The sequence below is a fragment of the Streptomyces sp. NPDC048338 genome (assembly GCF_043201055.1).
Lineage (GTDB): Bacteria > Actinomycetota > Actinomycetes > Streptomycetales > Streptomycetaceae > Streptomyces.
The window spans coordinates 35,342-51,047 of sequence record NZ_JBICYQ010000005.1 but is presented as its reverse complement, the minus strand read 5'-3'; the positions used below and the strand labels follow the sequence as shown (position 1 = coordinate 51,047).

Sequence of the window (15,706 nt, the reverse complement as noted above, 5' to 3'; positions counted from 1 at the left end):
CCGCCCCCTCGGTGCGAGGGGGCGGGGCCTTCCGCGTGGGACGACCGCTCAGTGCGCGGCGGGAACGTACGGCATCAGGAACGCCGCCAGCTCCTCGTGCACCCGCGCCTTGATCAGCGTGCCCTCCGGGGTGTGCTCCTCGGAGAGCATCTCGCCCTCGGCGTGCACCCGGGAGACGAGACCGCCCTGGGTGTACGGCACGAGCGCCTCGATCTCGACCTGCGGACGGGGCAGTTCGGCGTCGATGAGCGCGAGCAGCTCCTCGATGCCCTCGCCCGTCCGGGCGGAGACCGCGATGGCGTGCCGCTCGGCGCGCATGATCCGCTGCAGTACCAGCGGATCGGCGGCGTCGGCCTTGTTGACGATCACGATCTCCGGCACGTTCACCGCGCCGACGTCGCGGAAGACCTCGCGCACGGCGGCCAGCTGCTCCTCCGGAGCCGGGTGCGACCCGTCCACCACGTGCAGGATCAGGTCGGATTCGCCGACCTCCTCCATCGTGGAGCGGAACGCCTCGACCAGGTGGTGCGGCAGGTGCCGTACGAACCCGACGGTGTCGGCCAGGGTGTACACCCGGCCGGTCGGCGTCTCGGCCCGGCGGACGGTCGGGTCGAGGGTGGCGAACAGTGCGTTCTCCACCAGCACGCCCGCGCCGGTCAGCCGGTTGAGCAGGGAGGACTTGCCGGCGTTGGTGTAACCGGCGATGGCGACCGACGGCACCTTGTGGCGGCGCCGCTCCTGCCGCTTGATGTCGCGGCCGGTCTTCATCTCCGCGATCTCCCGGCGCATCTTCGCCATCTTCTCGCGGATCCGACGCCGGTCGGTCTCGATCTTGGTCTCACCGGGACCACGGGTGGCCATGCCGCCACCGCCGCCGCCGCCCATCTGACGGGAGAGCGACTGACCCCAGCCGCGCAGTCGCGGCAGCATGTACTGCATCTGCGCGAGAGCGACCTGCGCCTTGCCCTCTCGGGACTTGGCGTGCTGGGCGAAGATGTCGAGGATCAGGGCGGTCCGGTCGACCACCTTGACCTTGACGACGTCTTCGAGGGCGATGAGCTGACCGGGGCTGAGCTCACCGTCGCAGACGACGGTGTCGGCGCCGGTCTCGAGCACGATGTCCCGCAGCTCGCGTGCCTTGCCCGAGCCGATGAAGGTGGCCGGGTCCGGCTTGTCACGGCGCTGGATGACGCCGTCGAGTACGAGGGCGCCCGCCGTCTCGGCGAGGGCCGCGAGCTCCGCGAGGGAGTTCTCCGCGTCCTGGACGGTCCCCGAGGTCCACACACCGACCAGCACCACGCGCTCCAGGCGCAGCTGCCGGTACTCGACCTCGGTGACGTCCTCGAGCTCGGTGGAGAGGCCCGCCACGCGCCGCAGGGCCGCGCGCTCGGAGCGGTCGAACTGATCGCCGTCCCGATCTCCGTCGATCTCGTGGCTCCAGGCGACGTCCTCTTCCATCAGGGCATCGGCCCGAAGGCTCTCGGTGCGGCTCGTCTCGGCGAAGCTCTGCTCGTCCTGGGAAGGGGATGAAGAGGAGGTCATTTGATCCTTACTTCGATGGAAAGTCGTTGCGTCGATCACAACGTGTGACGGCCGCGAAACATTCCCGGCCGGGCCGCGCTGCCGACCTGATGATGGTGACACGCCCGGACGGGGCCCGTCACCCCGGTTTCACGGCTCCGGCGGCCTCCGGAGCGCGACTGCGCCAGTCCGGGTGGCCGGGCATGGCCGGGGTCTTCTTCGCGTACAGCCAGCCCGCGAAGAAGGAGCCGAGGTCACGCCCCGCGACCTCCGAGGCCAGTGCCGTGAAGTCGGCGGTGGTGGCGGTGCCGTCGCGGTGCTCGTCGACCCAGCGGCGCTCCACCCGCTGGAAGGCGTCCTTGCCGATCTCCTGGCGCAGCGCGTAGAGGACGAGTGCGCTGCCGTCGTAGACCACGGGCCGGAACAGGCTGATCTTCTTGCCGGGCGAGGGCGGCGCGGGGGCCGCGGGCGGGCCGCCGTCGGCGCGCCACGTGTCGGAGGCGGTGTAGGCCGCCTTCATGCGCCGCTCCAGGGACTGCTTCGCCGTCTCGTCGGCGTAGAGCGCCTCATACCAGCTCGCGTGCCCCTCGTTGAGCCAGAGGTCGGACCAGGTGCGGGGGGAGACGCTGTCGCCGAACCAGTGGTGGGCCAGCTCGTGGACCATGACCGAGTCGACGTACCACGCCGGGAACGCGGGCTCGGTGAAGAGCCTCCGCTCGAAGAGGGAGAGCGTCTGGGTCTCCAGCTCGAAGCCGGTGTCGGCGTCCGCGATCAGCAGGCCGTAGGTCTCGAAGGGGTACGGCCCGACCTGGCGCTCCATCCATTCCAGGTGGCCGGGGGTGCGCTTCAGCCAGGGCTCCAGGACCTCCCGGTCGGCGGTGGGCACCACGTCCCGGACGGGGAGTCCGTGCGGGCCGGCCCGGTGGACGACGGTGGTGCGGCCGATGGAGACCTGGGCGAGCTCGGTGGCCATGGGGTGGGCCGTGCGGTAGGTCCAGGTCGTGGTGGCGCCCTGCTCGGTCCGGCCCGCGGGCAGGCCGTTGGCGACGGCGGTCAGCGTGCTGGGGGCGGTGATCCGGAAGGTGAAGAGGGCCTTGTCGGCCGGGTGGTCGTTGGACGGGAAGACCCGGTGGGCGGCGTCGGCCTGGTTGGCCATGGCGAGGCCGTCGCCGGTCCGGACCCAGCCGCCGTTGTCGGCGGGGCCGGCGGGGTCGCTGGTGTGGTGGACGGTGACGGTGAGCGCGTCGCCGGACCGGACCGCGCGGGCCGGGGTGATCACGAGGTCCTCGCCGCGCGTGGTGAAGTCCGCGGGTTCGCCCCCGACCGTGACCGAGGCCACCGTGCCGTGGGTGAAGTCCAGGTTGATCCGTTCCAGGTCCTCGGTCGCGAGGGCGTCGATGCGGGTGACGGCCTGGAGCGGCTTGGTGTTCGTCCCCGGGTAGGTGAGGCCGATGTCGTAGGCGAGGACGTCGTAGCCGGGGTTGCCGAGGTGGGGGAAGAGCGGGTCTCCGATACCGAGGGGCGCCGGCGCGGGGAGGGCCGCGGCGAGCAGTCCGGCCGATGCGGCGACCACGACGGCGGAACGCAGCCACCGCGCGCGTGGGGGGCTAAGTCGGGGTGTGAGCGGCATGGGCTTACGGCTACCAGGGCGTCCGCCGCTCCCCCGGGCGGCGCGCTCGCCCGCCACCCGAAGGAGTCATGCCACCGGGGTCTTCCGGTTCAGTCCTGCGGCGAGGCGGGGTGGCGGGCGCGGCTCACGTCGTACACGCCGGGGACGTCGCGCATCGCCCGCATGAGGGCGGGGAGTCCGGCCGCGTCGGGGAGTTGGAGGGTGTACGTGTGCCGGACCCGCTGTTCGCTGGGCGGCTCGACGGTCGCGGCGACCACGGCCACGCCGGCACCGGCGATGGCCTCGGTGAGGTCCGCGAGCAGATGGGGTCTGCCGAAGGACTCGGCGACGAGCGTGACCCGGCATTCGGCGGTGTCGCCCCAGTGCACGACGACGGGTTCGCGGCCGAGTCGCCTCATCGCGTCGACCGAGGCGCAGCCGGTGCGATGGACGGTGATGGACCCGCCGCGTACCAGGAAGCCGGTGATCTCGTCCGGGGGTACGGGCGTGCAGCAGCCGGCGGGCCGCACGGCGGCGGTGGCGCTGCCGGGGAGTTCGGCGAGGAGCCGGGTGCCGGAACGCCGGTCCGCGGTGACGGACGAGGGCGGCCGGGGGTCGGCGTCGGGGGCCTTCGTCGCTTCGGGGTGCGCCCGCAGCCAGGCGGTGATCGCGATCCGGGCGGCCTGGGTGCGGGCGTGGTCCAGCCACTGTGGCGACGGGCCCGAGGTCGCGTCCTGGGCGAGGAGCAGCTGCACCGTGTCGCCGTCGACGAGCACCGTGCTCAGCGTCGCCAGACGGCCGTTGACGCGCGCGCCGAGACAGCCGTGGGCGGCTTCGCCGTGCTGGGCGTAGGCGGCGTCCACGCAGCTCGCCCCGGCGGGCAGACCGAGGGTTCCGCCGTCGGCGCGGAAGACGGTGATCTCCTGGTCCTCGGCGAGGTCGGCGCGCAGCAAGGTCCAGAAGGTGTCGGGGTCGGGCGTGGCCTCCTGCCAGTCGAGCAGGCGGGAGAGCCAGCCGGGGCGGGTGGGGTCGGCGCGCTCGCCGTCCTCGGCTGCTTCGGCGCCGGCGTCGACCGTGGCCGGGGGCGTGTACGGATTGCCGAGGGCGACGACGCCCGCTTCGGCGACCTTGTGCATCTGGTGGGTGCGGATGAGGACTTCGGCGACGGCTCCGTCCGGGGCGGCGACGGCCGTGTGCAGCGACTGGTACAGGTTGAACTTCGGGGCGGCGATGAAGTCCTTGAACTCGGAGATCACCGGGGTGAAACAGGTGTGGAGCTCACCGAGGACGCCGTAGCAGTCGGCGTCCTCGTTGACCAGGACGAGAAGCCGGCCGAAGTCGCTGCCGCGCAGGTCTCCGCGCTTGAGCCGGACGCGGTGGACGGAGACGAAGTGCCGGGGCCGGATGAGGACCTCGGCCGGGATGTCCGCCTCGCGGAGCACGGCGGAGACGGCGTCCGCGATGGCGGCGAGCGCGTCGCCGGCGCCGGAGTTCTCGGCGATGAGGGCGCGGGTGTTCTCGTACTCCTCGGGGTGGAGGATCGCGAAGACCAGGTCCTCCAGCTCCGTCTTGAGCGCCTGCACACCGAGCCGTTCGGCGAGGGGGATGAGGACGTCGCGGGTGACCTTGGCGATGCGGACCTGTTTCTCGGGGCGCATCACGCCGAGGGTGCGCATGTTGTGGAGCCGGTCGGCGAGTTTGATCGACATCACGCGGACGTCGTTGCCGGTGGCGACGAGCATCTTGCGGAAGGTCTCCGGTTCGGCGGCGGCGCCGTAGTCGACCTTCTCCAGCTTGGTCACGCCGTCGACGAGGTAGGCGACCTCGTCACCGAACTGCTCGCGGACCTGATCGAGCGTCACGTCCGTGTCCTCGACGGTGTCGTGGAGGAGGGAGGCGGTCAACGTGGTGGTCTCCGCGCCGAGTTCGGCGAGGATGAGGGTGACCGCGAGGGGGTGGGTGATGTACGGCTCACCGCTCTTGCGGAACTGCCCGCGATGCGAGAACTCGGCGAGGACGTACGCCCGGCGGAGCACGGCGAGGTCGGCCTCGGGGTGGTGGGCACGGTGTGCTTCGGCGACGTGCCCGATGGCGTCCGGCAGCCGGTCCCTCGCGGTGGGACCGAGCAGAGCGGCGCGGCCCAGTCGGCGGAGGTCGATCCTCGCGCGGGCGCGTCTGCGGCTGGGAGCGTCGGGGCTGGTGGCCTCGGCCGCGCTCGCAGGGTTGGTGGCCTCTGCACTCATGGGGCACCTCCGGCAACGTCGACCGGCGGTGGGCGGGCAAGGCGTGCCTGCCGGGCCGGTGCTTGATGTTACCGACCCCACCACGCGCTGCAGTCCCCCTCTCGCCCAGCGTGAAACGGATCACCCATTCGAGCGACGGATCAGTCGTTGACTGATTCGATTCCCGTCGGTCGTGCCCGCCCCGAGGGGACGGTCGGGCCGGCACGCGGGGGCCCGGCCGCCGGGCCTTTCGGGGGGGGCGGCGCGGCGGCACGGCGGGAGGGCCGGGGCGGCTGTCCGGCTGTCCGGCTGTCCGGCTGTCCGGCTGCCGAGTTCAGGTGGTCGGGGTGTCCGCGAGCCAGGCGGGGTCGAGGGTGCCCTCGGCGACGATGACGGCCGGGCCGGTCATCTCGATCTCGCCGTCGGGGTGCTCGGTGATGATCAGCGTCCCGCCGAGGACGTCGACGGTGTACGTGGCGGGGGTGCCGCTCTGCGCCGGGTCGACGCCGTCCCGGCGCGCGGTGGCCACGGCGACGGCGCACGCGCCGGTACCGCAGGAGCGGGTCTCGGCGGCGCCGCGCTCGTGGACGCGCATGGCGACGTGGCGGGGGCCGCGGTCGGCGACGAACTCGATGTTCACGCCCTCGGGGTAGACCCCGGCGGGGGCGTACGGAGGCTCGGTGAACAGGTTGCCGGCGTGGTCGAGGCTCTCGACGAAGGCGACGGCGTGCGGGTTGCCCATGTTCACGTTGCGGGCGGGCCAGCTGCGGCCGTCGACGGTGACGGTGACACCGTCCTCGGGGAGCCGCGCGCGGCCCATGGAGACGGTGACGGAGCCGTCCTTGTCGAGGTGGACCCTCTTGACCCCGCCGCGGGTGGCGACGGCGACCTCGCCGGCGGTGACGTGTCCGGCGTGCTCCAGGTAGCGGGCGAAGACGCGGACGCCGTTGCCGCACATCTCCGCCACGGAGCCGTCCGCGTTGCGGTAGTCCATGAACCACTCGGCCTCGTCGGCCATGGAACGGGCCTCGGGGTGGGCGGCGCTGCGGACCACGTGGAGCAGCCCGTCGCCACCGATGCCGGCCCGCCGGTCGCACAGCCGGGCGACGACCGCCGCGGGCAGCTCGACGGTGTTGTCGGCGTCGGGGACGATCACGAAGTCGTTCTCGGTCCCGTGGCCCTTGAGGAATGCGAGGGGCGAGGTCAGCGCGCTGGTCACGGGACCAACTGTACGGGGCGGCCACGACGGCGGCCCCGCGGGTCCGAAGGGCGGAACGGGGGCGGGGCGGGCACGCCGCCGGGCCGGGCGGGGGTACGCGGACCACGGGGCGGGGCAGGGTGGACTCGGGGGCCGGGGGGTGCCGGGTGCCGGAAGGGCCGGCGTGGGCCGCCGGGCCGGGACCGGGCGGCGCCGGGGCGGGCGTGGCCCCGGAGGGCGGGTGGCGGTCGAGGCGGGCGTGTGGCCCGGAGGGCGGGTGCCCGCCGGCGGGCTCAGCGCAGGCGCGCCACGCGCCAGACCGCCAGGGCGACCAGGAGCGCGCTGAGGCAGACGTAGAGGGTGAAGACCCGCCAGTTCGGGCGGTCGCCCGAACCCCGGGCCGGGAGGCCCGGCCAGGTGTAGCCGACCTTGCGGGCGGCCATCATGCCCCAGCCCGCCGCGCAGCAGCTGATCAGCAGACCGAGCATGGCGACCACGGCGCCGCCGTCGCCCGAGCCGAAGGCGAGCGGGAAGGCGAACATCAGGGAGCCGACGGCGGCGAGGCCCACGATGGGGGCGAGCTGCCAGATCCGCAGCCGACGCTGGGGCCGCAGCTCCACCTCGACCTCGCCCGGGTCGACCTCGACGGCCGAGCCCTGGGCGTCGTCGGGACCGTCCGGGGTCAAACCGGGCGCGTCACCCGGGGCTTCGCCCCGGATCGCGTCCTGCTGCTCTGTGTCGCGAGGGCCGGCCTCCATCGCCACGCGCCCTCCCCACTCGGACTCCACTTGGTCGATCGATGCTCGATGATGGCACGCTCCCACCCCCCGAAATGACGGGCAGTGCGTCCCGATGCCATCACGTGATCAGGCTGTAACCGCTCGTTCGACCAACGCCAGCGCCTCCCCGGGGAGTTCCCCGCGGTGATCTGCCGCTCCGCTGAGCCAGTGGACCCGCGGGTCGCGGCGGAACCAGGAGTCCTGACGGCGCGCGAAGCGCTTGGTGGCGCGCACGGTCTCCGTGCGCGCCTCCTCCTCGGTGCACTCCCCCGCGAGCGCCGCGAGCACCTGCTGGTAGCCGAGCGCGCGGGCGGCGGTGCGCCCCTCGCGCAACCCCTGCGCCTCCAGCGTGCGCACCTCGTCCACGAGCCCGGCCTCCCACATCCGGTCCACGCGGGTGGTGATGCGCTCGTCGAGCTCGGGGCGCGCCACGTCCACACCGATCTGCACCGTGTCGTAGACCGAGTCGGGGCCGGGCAGATTGGCGGTGAAGGGCTTCCCGGTGATCTCGATGACCTCCAGGGCCCGGACGATGCGGCGGCCGTTGCTGGGCAGGATCGCGCGGCCCGCCTCGGGGTCCGCGGCGGCGAGCCGGGCGTGCAGGGCCCCGGAGCCGCACTCCTCCAGCTCGGCCTCCAGACGGGCCCGGACGGCCGGGTCGGTGCCGGGGAACTCGAGTGCGTCGATGGCGCCCCGCACGTAGAGACCGGAGCCACCGACCAGCACGGGGGTGCGGCCGGCGGCGAGCAGCCGGTCGATCTCGGCCCGGGCGAGCCGCTGGTACTCGGCGACGCTGGCGGCCTCCGTCACGTCCCAGATGTCCAGCAGGTGGTGCGGGATGCCGCCGCGCTCCTCCACCGTCAGCTTCGCGGTACCGATGTCCATCCCCCGGTAGAGCTGCATGGAGTCGGCGTTGACGACCTCGCCGCCGAGTTGCCGGGCGAGGAAAACGCCCAGATCAGACTTTCCGGCCGCTGTGGGACCGACGACGGCGATGACCCGCGGGGCGGGAGCTGCACTTCTCACCGCCCCAGTCTCGCAAACGTCCGGGCGGGTCCCCGAACGAGCGACGTGACGAGCCGCATCCGGGTTCGTTGCCTGTTGCGAGGTTCCGCCCGCCGGTTTCGCGTACCGGCTGCACCGGGTGGCGCAGTGGAGCGCCCCGGTCGCCGCGGCGCTTCTCCCGCACGAGTACGCTATGGAGTGGAAATGGGCGTTTTCGCATTGTTTCGCCGTAAGAGCAAGGAAGCTGCCGAGGCGTCAACGGACGAGGACCGGACCGTCACCCTGACGGCGGACGAGGAGACGGCGGAGGAGATGACCGGGGCGGAGAACGTCACCTCGCGGCCTTCCGGCGCCGCTTCCGAGACCTTCGAGGACGCCGGGACGGACGCGTACGGGACGGCGGACGAGGAGACGGCCGAGGAGCCCGCGGAGCCGTCCGGGCACGCGGACACCGCCGGGACCGGGGACTCGGCCGAGGCCGTCGACCGGCTGGAGAACGGCACCGTCGCCGAGGCCCCGGAGGCGGTCGAGGTCGTGGAGATCCCGAAGCAGCAGTCGGCCGAGGAGGCCGCGGACAACGAGGCCGGCGAAAGCGCCCGCAAGTAGCGACACGGCTCCGCTCGCCTCGACTCGGCGGGCGGACTCACCGGAGGGAAGGTGGCCCATGGGTCTCCTGGATTCACTGAAGGCCAAGCTCGCCCCTGCCAAGGACAAGGTCTCCGACCTCGCGCAGCAGCACGGGGACAAGATCGACCATGGCCTGGACAAGGCCGCGAAGGTGGTCGACGAGAAGACCAAGGGCAAGTACAGCAACAAGATCGAGTCGGGTACCGACAAGGCCAAGCACGCCCTGGGCCGGATCTCCCACAAGGACGACGGCGCCCAGGGCGGGGGCCCGAACCCGACACCGCCGCCGACCGCCTGAGGCCCGGCACCACCTGACCGTCCGTCCGCACGGCGGGCGACCGCGCAGCCGGGCGCTGCGCGGTCGCCCGCCGTTCGCCGTGTGCCGCTGGGGCACGCCGGAGCCCCGCGAGCGGGGCGAGACGCCCCCTAGGACCAGGCGGCGACGAAGTAGCCGACGCCGTAGGGGGCGTCCTCGTACAGGAGGCGGCCGTCGAGGCCGGTGCCATCGGCGGCGCCCGCCAGCACCTGCCAGGGAGCGCGGCCCGCGGCCTTCAGCGTGTACGCGAGGTCCTCGTCGAGCGCAAGCAGGGCGGCCGTGTCGGCCGTGCCCAGCGCCCGCGCGGCCTCGGCGTCGAACCCCGCGGCTCGGTCGTCCAGATAGCCGGGGGCCTTGAGCGTGCGACACGCGCTGCCGTCGCCCATGACGAGCAGGGCGACCCGCCCGGCGGAGGCGGCGAGCTCGCGGCCGGTCGCGGCGCAACGTGCCGCCTCCAGCGGTTCGCCGACTCCGAGGCCCTCGACCGGGGCGCCGGTCCAGGCGGCGCGTTCCAGGAGCCAGGCGGCGACGGCGAGGGAAGCGGGCAGCGGTCGCTCACCGGCGGGGCCGTCGCCGAGGCGGACGGAGAGGTCGACGCCGAAGCCCGCGAAGGACCCGGCGGAACCGGCCGGGAAGACGCCGCGGGCGCCCTCGTCCGCCGGGCCGACGACGTAGAGGCGATCGGGCCGGGACGCGGCGAGCAGGCCCACGGCGTCGGCACAGGCGGTGCGCGCGGCGTCGAGTTCGGGTGCGGCCCCCGTCGCGACGTCGGGCACGAGCAGCGGGGGGCAGGGGCATACGGCGGCGGCGACAAGCATGATCCGCAGCCTACTGCGACGGCGGGCGCCTGAGCGGGGACGCCGCCGGGGGTGCGGGTGGGGCCCCGAACGCGTCGTTCCGGGCCCGCGTGCCTCCCCCCGCCGACGGGCGGTGGAGGGTCAGCTCGCCGGCGGCGCGTCCTGCGGGGTCCTCTCGGCCGCCGCGACCGTCTTCGCGACCGTGGGGTCATTGGAGTCCCAGACCTGCTCGGCGATGCCGAGCCTGTACTCCGTCAGGGACACCGCGCCCTTGACGACCACCAGGTAGCTGTCGCCGCCGGGGAAGCGGTACACCTCACGCCACTTCTCACGCATCGGTGCCCCGTAAGCGAGGGTGGCGGCGCGCAGTTCCTCGAGGGCCTCGTCGCGCGTACCGGTGAGCCGGCGCACCACTTCGGTGACGTACGTCTCCCCCTTGCCGTACTGCGCGACGACGATCCACTTCCCCATCCCGGCCCCCTCGTGTGCGGTCGTGTCCGCGGTCAGTGGCTGCCGCAGGCAGGCGCGGCGGCCTCCGGCAGCGGCTCCGGCACGCCGATCTTAGGCAGGCCGAGCAGGACACCGGCCGGTTTCGCGGCGGCTTCCTGCGTGCGCTTCTCCCAGGCGTCGCCGGCGCGGGTGCGGCGCACGGAGGTCGTCGGGCCCTCGGCGAGCAGGTGGTGCGGGGCGGCGTAGGTGATCTCCACGGTCACCACGTCGCCGGGGCGGACCTCGGACTCCGGCTTGGTGAAGTGCACCAGCCGGTTGTCGGGGGCGCGGCCGGACAGGCGGTGCGTGGTGCCGTCCTTGCGGCCCTCGCCCTCCGCGACCATGACCTCCAGCGTGCGGCCGACCTGCTTCTTGTTCTCCTCCCAGGAGATCTCCTCCTGGAGGGCGACGAGGCGCATGTAGCGCTCCTGCACGACCTCCTTGGGGATCTGCCCCTCCATGTCCGCCGCGGGGGTCCCGGGACGCTTGGAGTACTGGAAGGTGAAGGCGTTGGCGAACCGCGCCTCGCGCACCGTGTGCATCGTCTGCTCGAAGTCCTCCTCGGTCTCGCCGGGGAAGCCCACGATGATGTCGGTCGAGATGGCGGCGTGCGGGATGGCCGCCCGCACCTTCTCGATGATGCCGAGGAAGCGATCCTGTCGGTAAGAGCGGCGCATCGCCCGCAGGACGGTGTCCGAGCCGGACTGGAGCGGCATGTGCAGCTGCGGCATCACGTTCGGGGTCTCGGCCATGGCCGCGATCACGTCGTCCGTGAAGTCGCGCGGGTGCGGGGAGGTGAAGCGGACCCGCTCCAGGCCCTCGATCTGCCCGCAGGCCCGCAGCAGCTTGGAGAACGCCTCACGGTCCCCGAGGTCCGAGCCGTACGCGTTGACGTTCTGGCCGAGGAGGGTGATCTCGGAGACGCCCTCGGCGACCAGGGCCTCGATCTCGGCGAGGATGTCGCCGGGCCGGCGGTCCTCCTCCTTGCCGCGCAGCGCCGGAACGATGCAGAAGGTGCAGGTGTTGTTGCAGCCGACGGAGATCGAGACCCAGGCAGCGTAGGCGGACTCGCGCCGGGTGGGCAGCGTCGAGGGGAACGCCTCCAGCGACTCGGCGATCTCGATCTGCGCCTCTTCCTGGATGCGGGCGCGCTCCAGGAGGACCGGCAGCTTGCCGATGTTGTGCGTGCCGAAGACGACGTCGACCCAGGGCGCCTTCTTGACGATGGTCTCGCGGTCCTTCTGGGCCAGGCAGCCGCCGACGGCGATCTGCATGCCCGGGCGCGTGGTCTTCATCGGCGCGAGGCGGCCGAGGTTGCCGTAGAGCTTGTTGTCGGCGTTCTCGCGCACCGCGCAGGTGTTGAAGACGACGACGTCGGCGTCTCCGTCGGAGCCCTCGGGGGCTCGGACGTAGCCGGCGTTCTCCAGCAGTCCGGAGAGCCGCTCGGAGTCGTGGACGTTCATCTGACACCCGTAGGTGCGCACTTCGTAGGTTCGAGAAACGCCCACTTCGTCCACTGCTCCGGTCCGGTCGCTGCTGCTGGTCATCCCTCAAGGGTAAGGGGGGCGCCGGGAGGTCCCGGACGACGACGGCCCGCCGCCGCGGTTCAGAGGCGGCCACGCCTCGGCGAGCGCCCCGGGGACCCTGGTCAGCACCAGGCGCCGACCTCGGCGAGCTGGGCCCGGAGGGTGCCCGCGTCCGGTCTCAGGGAGCCGGCGAAGGCGGCCGAGCCGATCGTGAAGGCGTCGACTCCGGCCTCGGCCAGGTCGCGGACCTGGGTGTGGTTGGTGATGCCGCCGGCCACGACGAGCCGGCCGGTGGTGGCGGCTCGGGCGGCCCGGACGAGGTCGAGCGGGTCGGCGTCGGTGGCGCGATGGGCGAGGAGGTCCACGCCGGCACAGCCGGCCGCCTCCGCCCGGCGGCAGTCCTCGGCGGTTCGCTCCGGGGTGCCGGCGAGGCGAGTGGGGTGGCCGAGGGGTTCGCCGACGAAGGGGAGGTACTCGATTCCGGTCCCGTCGAGGAGGCGGAGGGTCTCGTCGACCCAGGTGCCGCCCATCAGCCGGTCCACACCGAGGTCGATCGCGGTCCGCGCGGAGGCGAGGGCCTGCTCACGGGTGGTGCTGACGACCTCGAGGTAGCTGGTCGCCCCTCGCTCCTTGATGCTCCGGTGGAGCAGGGCGAGGGTGGCGGTGTCGACGCCGACGTCCTTGAAGCCGATATGGCCGATGCCGAGGTCGCCGACGGCTTCGAGTACGTCGAGGCAGTCCGGGACGGTCCGGTCGGCGCGGGTGAGCATGAAGATGAAATCCACAGGGCGGTCTCCGGTTCCTTCGTGGGTGACTATGAGTGACCGTGAGTGACGGGCGGACGGGTGGGCGGTGGGGCGGGTACGCCGGACACCTGCGTGGCCGTCCTACGCGGCCGGTGCGGGTGCGGGTGCGCGGAGGCGGCCGGGGGCGGCGGCCCACACCCGCGGGCGGATACGGCCGGAGGTGGGCGGGTGCCGGGTGTAGGTGGCGACCACCTGCGGCGGACGCGGACGGGCGCAGCTGCGGCAGGCGCAGCGGCAGCGGCAGCGGCAGCGGCAGCGGCAGCCCGACGGTCAGCGGCCGGGTATGGGGCCGGACGGGGCGCTCGCGTCGTCGGACGGGGCGTCGGTACGGCTCCGGGCGCCGGACCCGTCGTCGGCCGGATCGGCGGCCTCGGGCGCGGTGACGCCCGCAGCGAGTTCGTCGGCCTGGTGGAGGGCGGTGAGCAGGCTGGTGTGGTCGGCGGTGCCCCTGCCGGCGATGTCGAAGGCGGTGCCGTGGTCGACGCTGGTGCGTACGAACGGGAGGCCGATGGTGATGTTGACGCCGTGTTCCAGGCCCAGGTACTTCACGGGGATGAGGCCCTGGTCGTGGTACTGGGCGACGACGGCGTCGAACTCGCCGGCGCGGGCCCGCATGAAGACGGTGTCGGCCGGCCAGGGCCCGGAGGCGTCGATGCCCTCGCTCCGGGCGGCACGGACCGCCGGGGCGATGATGTCGAGGTCCTCGCGGCCGAAGAGGCCGTTCTCCCCCGCGTGCGGGTTGAGCGCGGCGACGGCGATCCGGGGACGGGCGATGCCGCCGCCTCGAAGGGTGCGGTGGGTGAGCCGCACGATGTCGAGTTCGCGGGCCGTGGTGAGCGCGTCGAGTGCGGTGCGCAGGGACTGGTGGACGGTGACCAGGACGACCCGCAGCTCGCCGTTGGCCATCATCATCGCGTAGTCGCCGGTGCCCGACAGCTCGGCCAGGATCTCGGTGTGCCCGGGGTAGGGCAGCCCGGCTCGTCTCAGTGCCTCCTTGTTGATCGGCGCCGTCGTGATGCCCCGGACCTCGCCGCGCAGGGCCAGTTCGATCCCGCGACGTACGTAGTGGAAGGACGCGGCACCGGCCCGGGCGTCGACGGTGCCGGACCTCAGGTCCGCCGGCAGCGCGCCCTCGGCGAGGACGTCCAGGACGCCGGGGCGGTGGACGGCGGCGGCCACGGTGTCGACCGGTCGCACCTTGAGCCGTACGCCCGTGGTGCGGGCGGCTCGGTCGAGGGCGTCCGGATCGCCGATGACGACGACGGGCGGTCGGCGCCTGGGGTCGGCGCACGCTTTGACGGTGATCTCGGGTCCGATGCCGTTCGGGTCGCCCATGGTGAGGGCCAGGGGTGTGGTCGGCGTCCGCACGCGGTCACCCCCTCGCCGTGCTGTCGCCGCCGGAGATCAGCAGTCGGGTGAGCCGTTCGAGCGTGGTGTCGTCGCCGAAGCCCCCTGCCTTGATCAGGACGGGGATCCGCAGCGGGCCGAGCAGCGCGCCGCGGGCGATCCCCGGCTCCGGTTCGTCGAACAACTCGATGCCCGTGGCGCCGAGGGCCGCGAGCACCGCGGCGGCGGTCTCGCCACCGGTCACGAGCAGTCCGTCGGCCAGTCCCTCCCCCGCCGACCGCGCTGCCGAGACGGCCAGTTCGTCGGTGAGAGACTCCGCCTCCGCAGGGTCGCACCGCCCGTCAGGGGTGTGCACGACCAGAACGGGAGCGGCCGAACGCCGCAGGGCCTCGGCGGCGGCCGGACCTTCGGCACCGCGCAACGCCTCCGAGCCGGCTTCGGGATCGGTACCGCCCGATCTCGGGTCCGCGCCGGTGCCGACGCTAGGGGTCGCGCCGCCGTCGCCATGGCCGTCGACTCCGGAACCGGAGCCGGTGTGGACGACCGTCACCTCCGGGCGCGTACGCAGGCGCTCCAGCTGACGCCGGGTCGCCGGATGCGCACTCCCTACGGCCACCAACGGCCTTTGCGCAGCGGGAAGTCGGGGAAGCGCGGCCGCTCCGGGGATCCGCGGGTGGTGACGGGCCAGCGCGGCGGCGAGGCCGGGAGAGCCGACCCAGAGCACGTCGCCCGGGCGGGGCACCGCGGCCACCAGCCGGTCCAGCTCGGCGTCCGTGACGGCGGAGCACACGAACACCCCTCCTCTGGTGAGCAGTTCGGGAAGAAGGTCCAGCTCCTCCTGATCCCCCGCGTCCACGACCTCGGCCTCGGGAAGCAGGCGGGTGAGGTCCGAGGTGACGACCGGGTGGACCGGGTCCCGGGCGAACTCGCTCTCGTGGACCGGAACGCCCCGCACGTGCTGGACGCCGGCGACCGTGGTCCGGCCCTCGGCCGGAAAGGCCGGCGCGATCACGACGGCACGTCGCCCCGAGCCCTCGCGGGCCGCGCGGATCTCCACCGCGATGTGCCCCCGGAGCGTGGAGTCGACCGTCTTGATCAGCAGATCGGCCCCGGCGTGGGCGGCTGCCGCCCGTTCGGTCAGCGCCCCGGCCACGGCCGAACCCAGTAGCCGACTGCCGAGATCGACGGCGACCACCCCCTCGGCGTCGTGAGGTGGGATCACATCGTCGTCCACCTGCCCTGGCAGCAGGACCCGCGCCCGGTGCCCTGCCCTGCGGAACGGCGCGGCACCGTCCCCCGCGCTCGTGAGGTCGTCCGCGAGGACGACGATGCTGTTCATGCGGGTGTTCGGTACGTTCCTCGTCATGTGTGCTCCTCGGTCCGCCGGTCGGTGACGCTTCCACATTGGCGCCCCCGGAGCCCCCCGACAAGCGATTCCTTCTCACCCGATACGTGAGTAGATTT

Annotated in this window: 14 protein-coding genes; 2 read left to right on the top strand and 12 right to left on the bottom strand. The window is 73.2% G+C overall.

Annotation, left to right across the window (positions count from 1 at the left end):
* Positions 1-48: 48 nt before the first annotated feature.
* The 6 genes from hflX to miaA all read right to left on the bottom strand — a co-directional run bounded on the left by hflX (position 49) and on the right by miaA (position 8,355).
* Positions 49-1,542 carry a GTPase HflX gene (hflX, locus tag ACGFZF_RS13505; RefSeq protein WP_393553845.1) on the bottom strand — a complete coding sequence of 498 codons (1,494 nt, stop codon included), beginning with the start codon at positions 1,540-1,542 and terminating at the stop codon, positions 49-51.
* 118 nt (positions 1,543-1,660) lie between these two features.
* Positions 1,661-3,151, bottom strand: coding sequence for a M1 family metallopeptidase (locus ACGFZF_RS13500; RefSeq protein ID WP_393553843.1), 1,491 nt, complete (start codon positions 3,149-3,151; stop codon positions 1,661-1,663).
* Between the two features lie 89 nt (positions 3,152-3,240).
* Complete coding sequence (locus tag ACGFZF_RS13495) at positions 3,241-5,373, bottom strand: RelA/SpoT family protein (RefSeq protein ID WP_393553841.1); 2,133 nt, start codon at positions 5,371-5,373, stop codon at positions 3,241-3,243.
* Between the two features lie 313 nt (positions 5,374-5,686).
* Entirely contained in the window at positions 5,687-6,571 is an 885-nt protein-coding gene (gene dapF / locus ACGFZF_RS13490) for a diaminopimelate epimerase (protein WP_393553839.1), read from the bottom strand.
* A 272-nt stretch (positions 6,572-6,843) separates the two neighbouring features.
* Entirely contained in the window at positions 6,844-7,308 is a 465-nt protein-coding gene (locus ACGFZF_RS13485; RefSeq protein WP_393554227.1) for a hypothetical protein, read from the bottom strand.
* Between the two features lie 108 nt (positions 7,309-7,416).
* Positions 7,417-8,355, bottom strand: coding sequence for a tRNA (adenosine(37)-N6)-dimethylallyltransferase MiaA (gene miaA / locus ACGFZF_RS13480; RefSeq protein WP_393553837.1), 939 nt, complete (start codon positions 8,353-8,355; stop codon positions 7,417-7,419).
* Positions 8,356-8,538: 183 nt separating this feature from the next.
* Between miaA and ACGFZF_RS13475 the strand changes: the two genes are divergently transcribed.
* Positions 8,539-8,940 carry a hypothetical protein gene (locus ACGFZF_RS13475; RefSeq protein WP_393553835.1) on the top strand — a complete coding sequence of 134 codons (402 nt, stop codon included), beginning with the start codon at positions 8,539-8,541 and terminating at the stop codon, positions 8,938-8,940.
* Between the two features lie 58 nt (positions 8,941-8,998).
* Positions 8,999-9,259 carry an antitoxin gene (locus ACGFZF_RS13470; protein WP_393553833.1) on the top strand — a complete coding sequence of 87 codons (261 nt, stop codon included), beginning with the start codon at positions 8,999-9,001 and terminating at the stop codon, positions 9,257-9,259.
* A 128-nt stretch (positions 9,260-9,387) separates the two neighbouring features.
* Here the strand turns inward: ACGFZF_RS13470 and ACGFZF_RS13465 are convergent, their stop codons facing one another.
* From ACGFZF_RS13465 to ACGFZF_RS13440, 6 genes are all read right to left on the bottom strand, one after another.
* Positions 9,388-10,095: a class III extradiol dioxygenase subunit B-like domain-containing protein gene (locus tag ACGFZF_RS13465; RefSeq protein WP_393553831.1), complete on the bottom strand. Its 708-nt coding sequence runs from the start codon at positions 10,093-10,095 to the stop codon at positions 9,388-9,390.
* Positions 10,096-10,215: 120 nt separating this feature from the next.
* Positions 10,216-10,545 (bottom strand): hypothetical protein, encoded by a 330-nt coding sequence (locus ACGFZF_RS13460; protein ID WP_393553829.1) that lies wholly within the window; start codon positions 10,543-10,545, stop codon positions 10,216-10,218.
* Positions 10,546-10,577: 32 nt separating this feature from the next.
* Complete coding sequence (gene miaB / locus ACGFZF_RS13455; protein ID WP_393553827.1) at positions 10,578-12,110, bottom strand: tRNA (N6-isopentenyl adenosine(37)-C2)-methylthiotransferase MiaB; 1,533 nt, start codon at positions 12,108-12,110, stop codon at positions 10,578-10,580.
* Between the two features lie 101 nt (positions 12,111-12,211).
* Positions 12,212-12,874: a HisA/HisF-related TIM barrel protein gene (locus tag ACGFZF_RS13450; protein WP_393553825.1), complete on the bottom strand. Its 663-nt coding sequence runs from the start codon at positions 12,872-12,874 to the stop codon at positions 12,212-12,214.
* Positions 12,875-13,165: 291 nt separating this feature from the next.
* A complete protein-coding gene (gene pdxA / locus ACGFZF_RS13445; RefSeq protein WP_393553823.1) occupies positions 13,166-14,263 on the bottom strand; it encodes a 4-hydroxythreonine-4-phosphate dehydrogenase PdxA in 1,098 nt (365 codons plus the stop codon).
* Between the two features lie 4 nt (positions 14,264-14,267).
* Positions 14,268-15,608: a four-carbon acid sugar kinase family protein gene (locus tag ACGFZF_RS13440; protein ID WP_393553821.1), complete on the bottom strand. Its 1,341-nt coding sequence runs from the start codon at positions 15,606-15,608 to the stop codon at positions 14,268-14,270.
* Positions 15,609-15,706 lie beyond the last annotated feature (98 nt).

Bases quoted from the DNA above. Each gene is read 5' to 3' on its own strand.
- ACGFZF_RS13500 (WP_393553843.1), bottom strand. From the start codon at position 3,151: ATGCCGCTCACACCCCGACTTAGCCCCCCACGCGCGCGGTGGCTGCGT.
- miaB (WP_393553827.1), bottom strand. From the start codon at position 12,110: ATGACCAGCAGCAGCGACCGGACCGGAGCAGTGGACGAAGTGGGCGTT.
- ACGFZF_RS13440 (WP_393553821.1), bottom strand. From the start codon at position 15,608: ATGACGAGGAACGTACCGAACACCCGCATGAACAGCATCGTCGTCCTC.
- ACGFZF_RS13470 (WP_393553833.1), top strand. From the start codon at position 8,999: ATGGGTCTCCTGGATTCACTGAAGGCCAAGCTCGCCCCTGCCAAGGAC.
- ACGFZF_RS13475 (WP_393553835.1), top strand. From the start codon at position 8,539: ATGGGCGTTTTCGCATTGTTTCGCCGTAAGAGCAAGGAAGCTGCCGAG.
- hflX (WP_393553845.1), bottom strand. From the start codon at position 1,542: ATGACCTCCTCTTCATCCCCTTCCCAGGACGAGCAGAGCTTCGCCGAG.
- ACGFZF_RS13495 (WP_393553841.1), bottom strand. From the start codon at position 5,373: ATGAGTGCAGAGGCCACCAACCCTGCGAGCGCGGCCGAGGCCACCAGC.
- ACGFZF_RS13485 (WP_393554227.1), bottom strand. From the start codon at position 7,308: ATGGAGGCCGGCCCTCGCGACACAGAGCAGCAGGACGCGATCCGGGGC.
- ACGFZF_RS13460 (WP_393553829.1), bottom strand. From the start codon at position 10,545: ATGGGGAAGTGGATCGTCGTCGCGCAGTACGGCAAGGGGGAGACGTAC.
- ACGFZF_RS13465 (WP_393553831.1), bottom strand. From the start codon at position 10,095: ATGCTTGTCGCCGCCGCCGTATGCCCCTGCCCCCCGCTGCTCGTGCCC.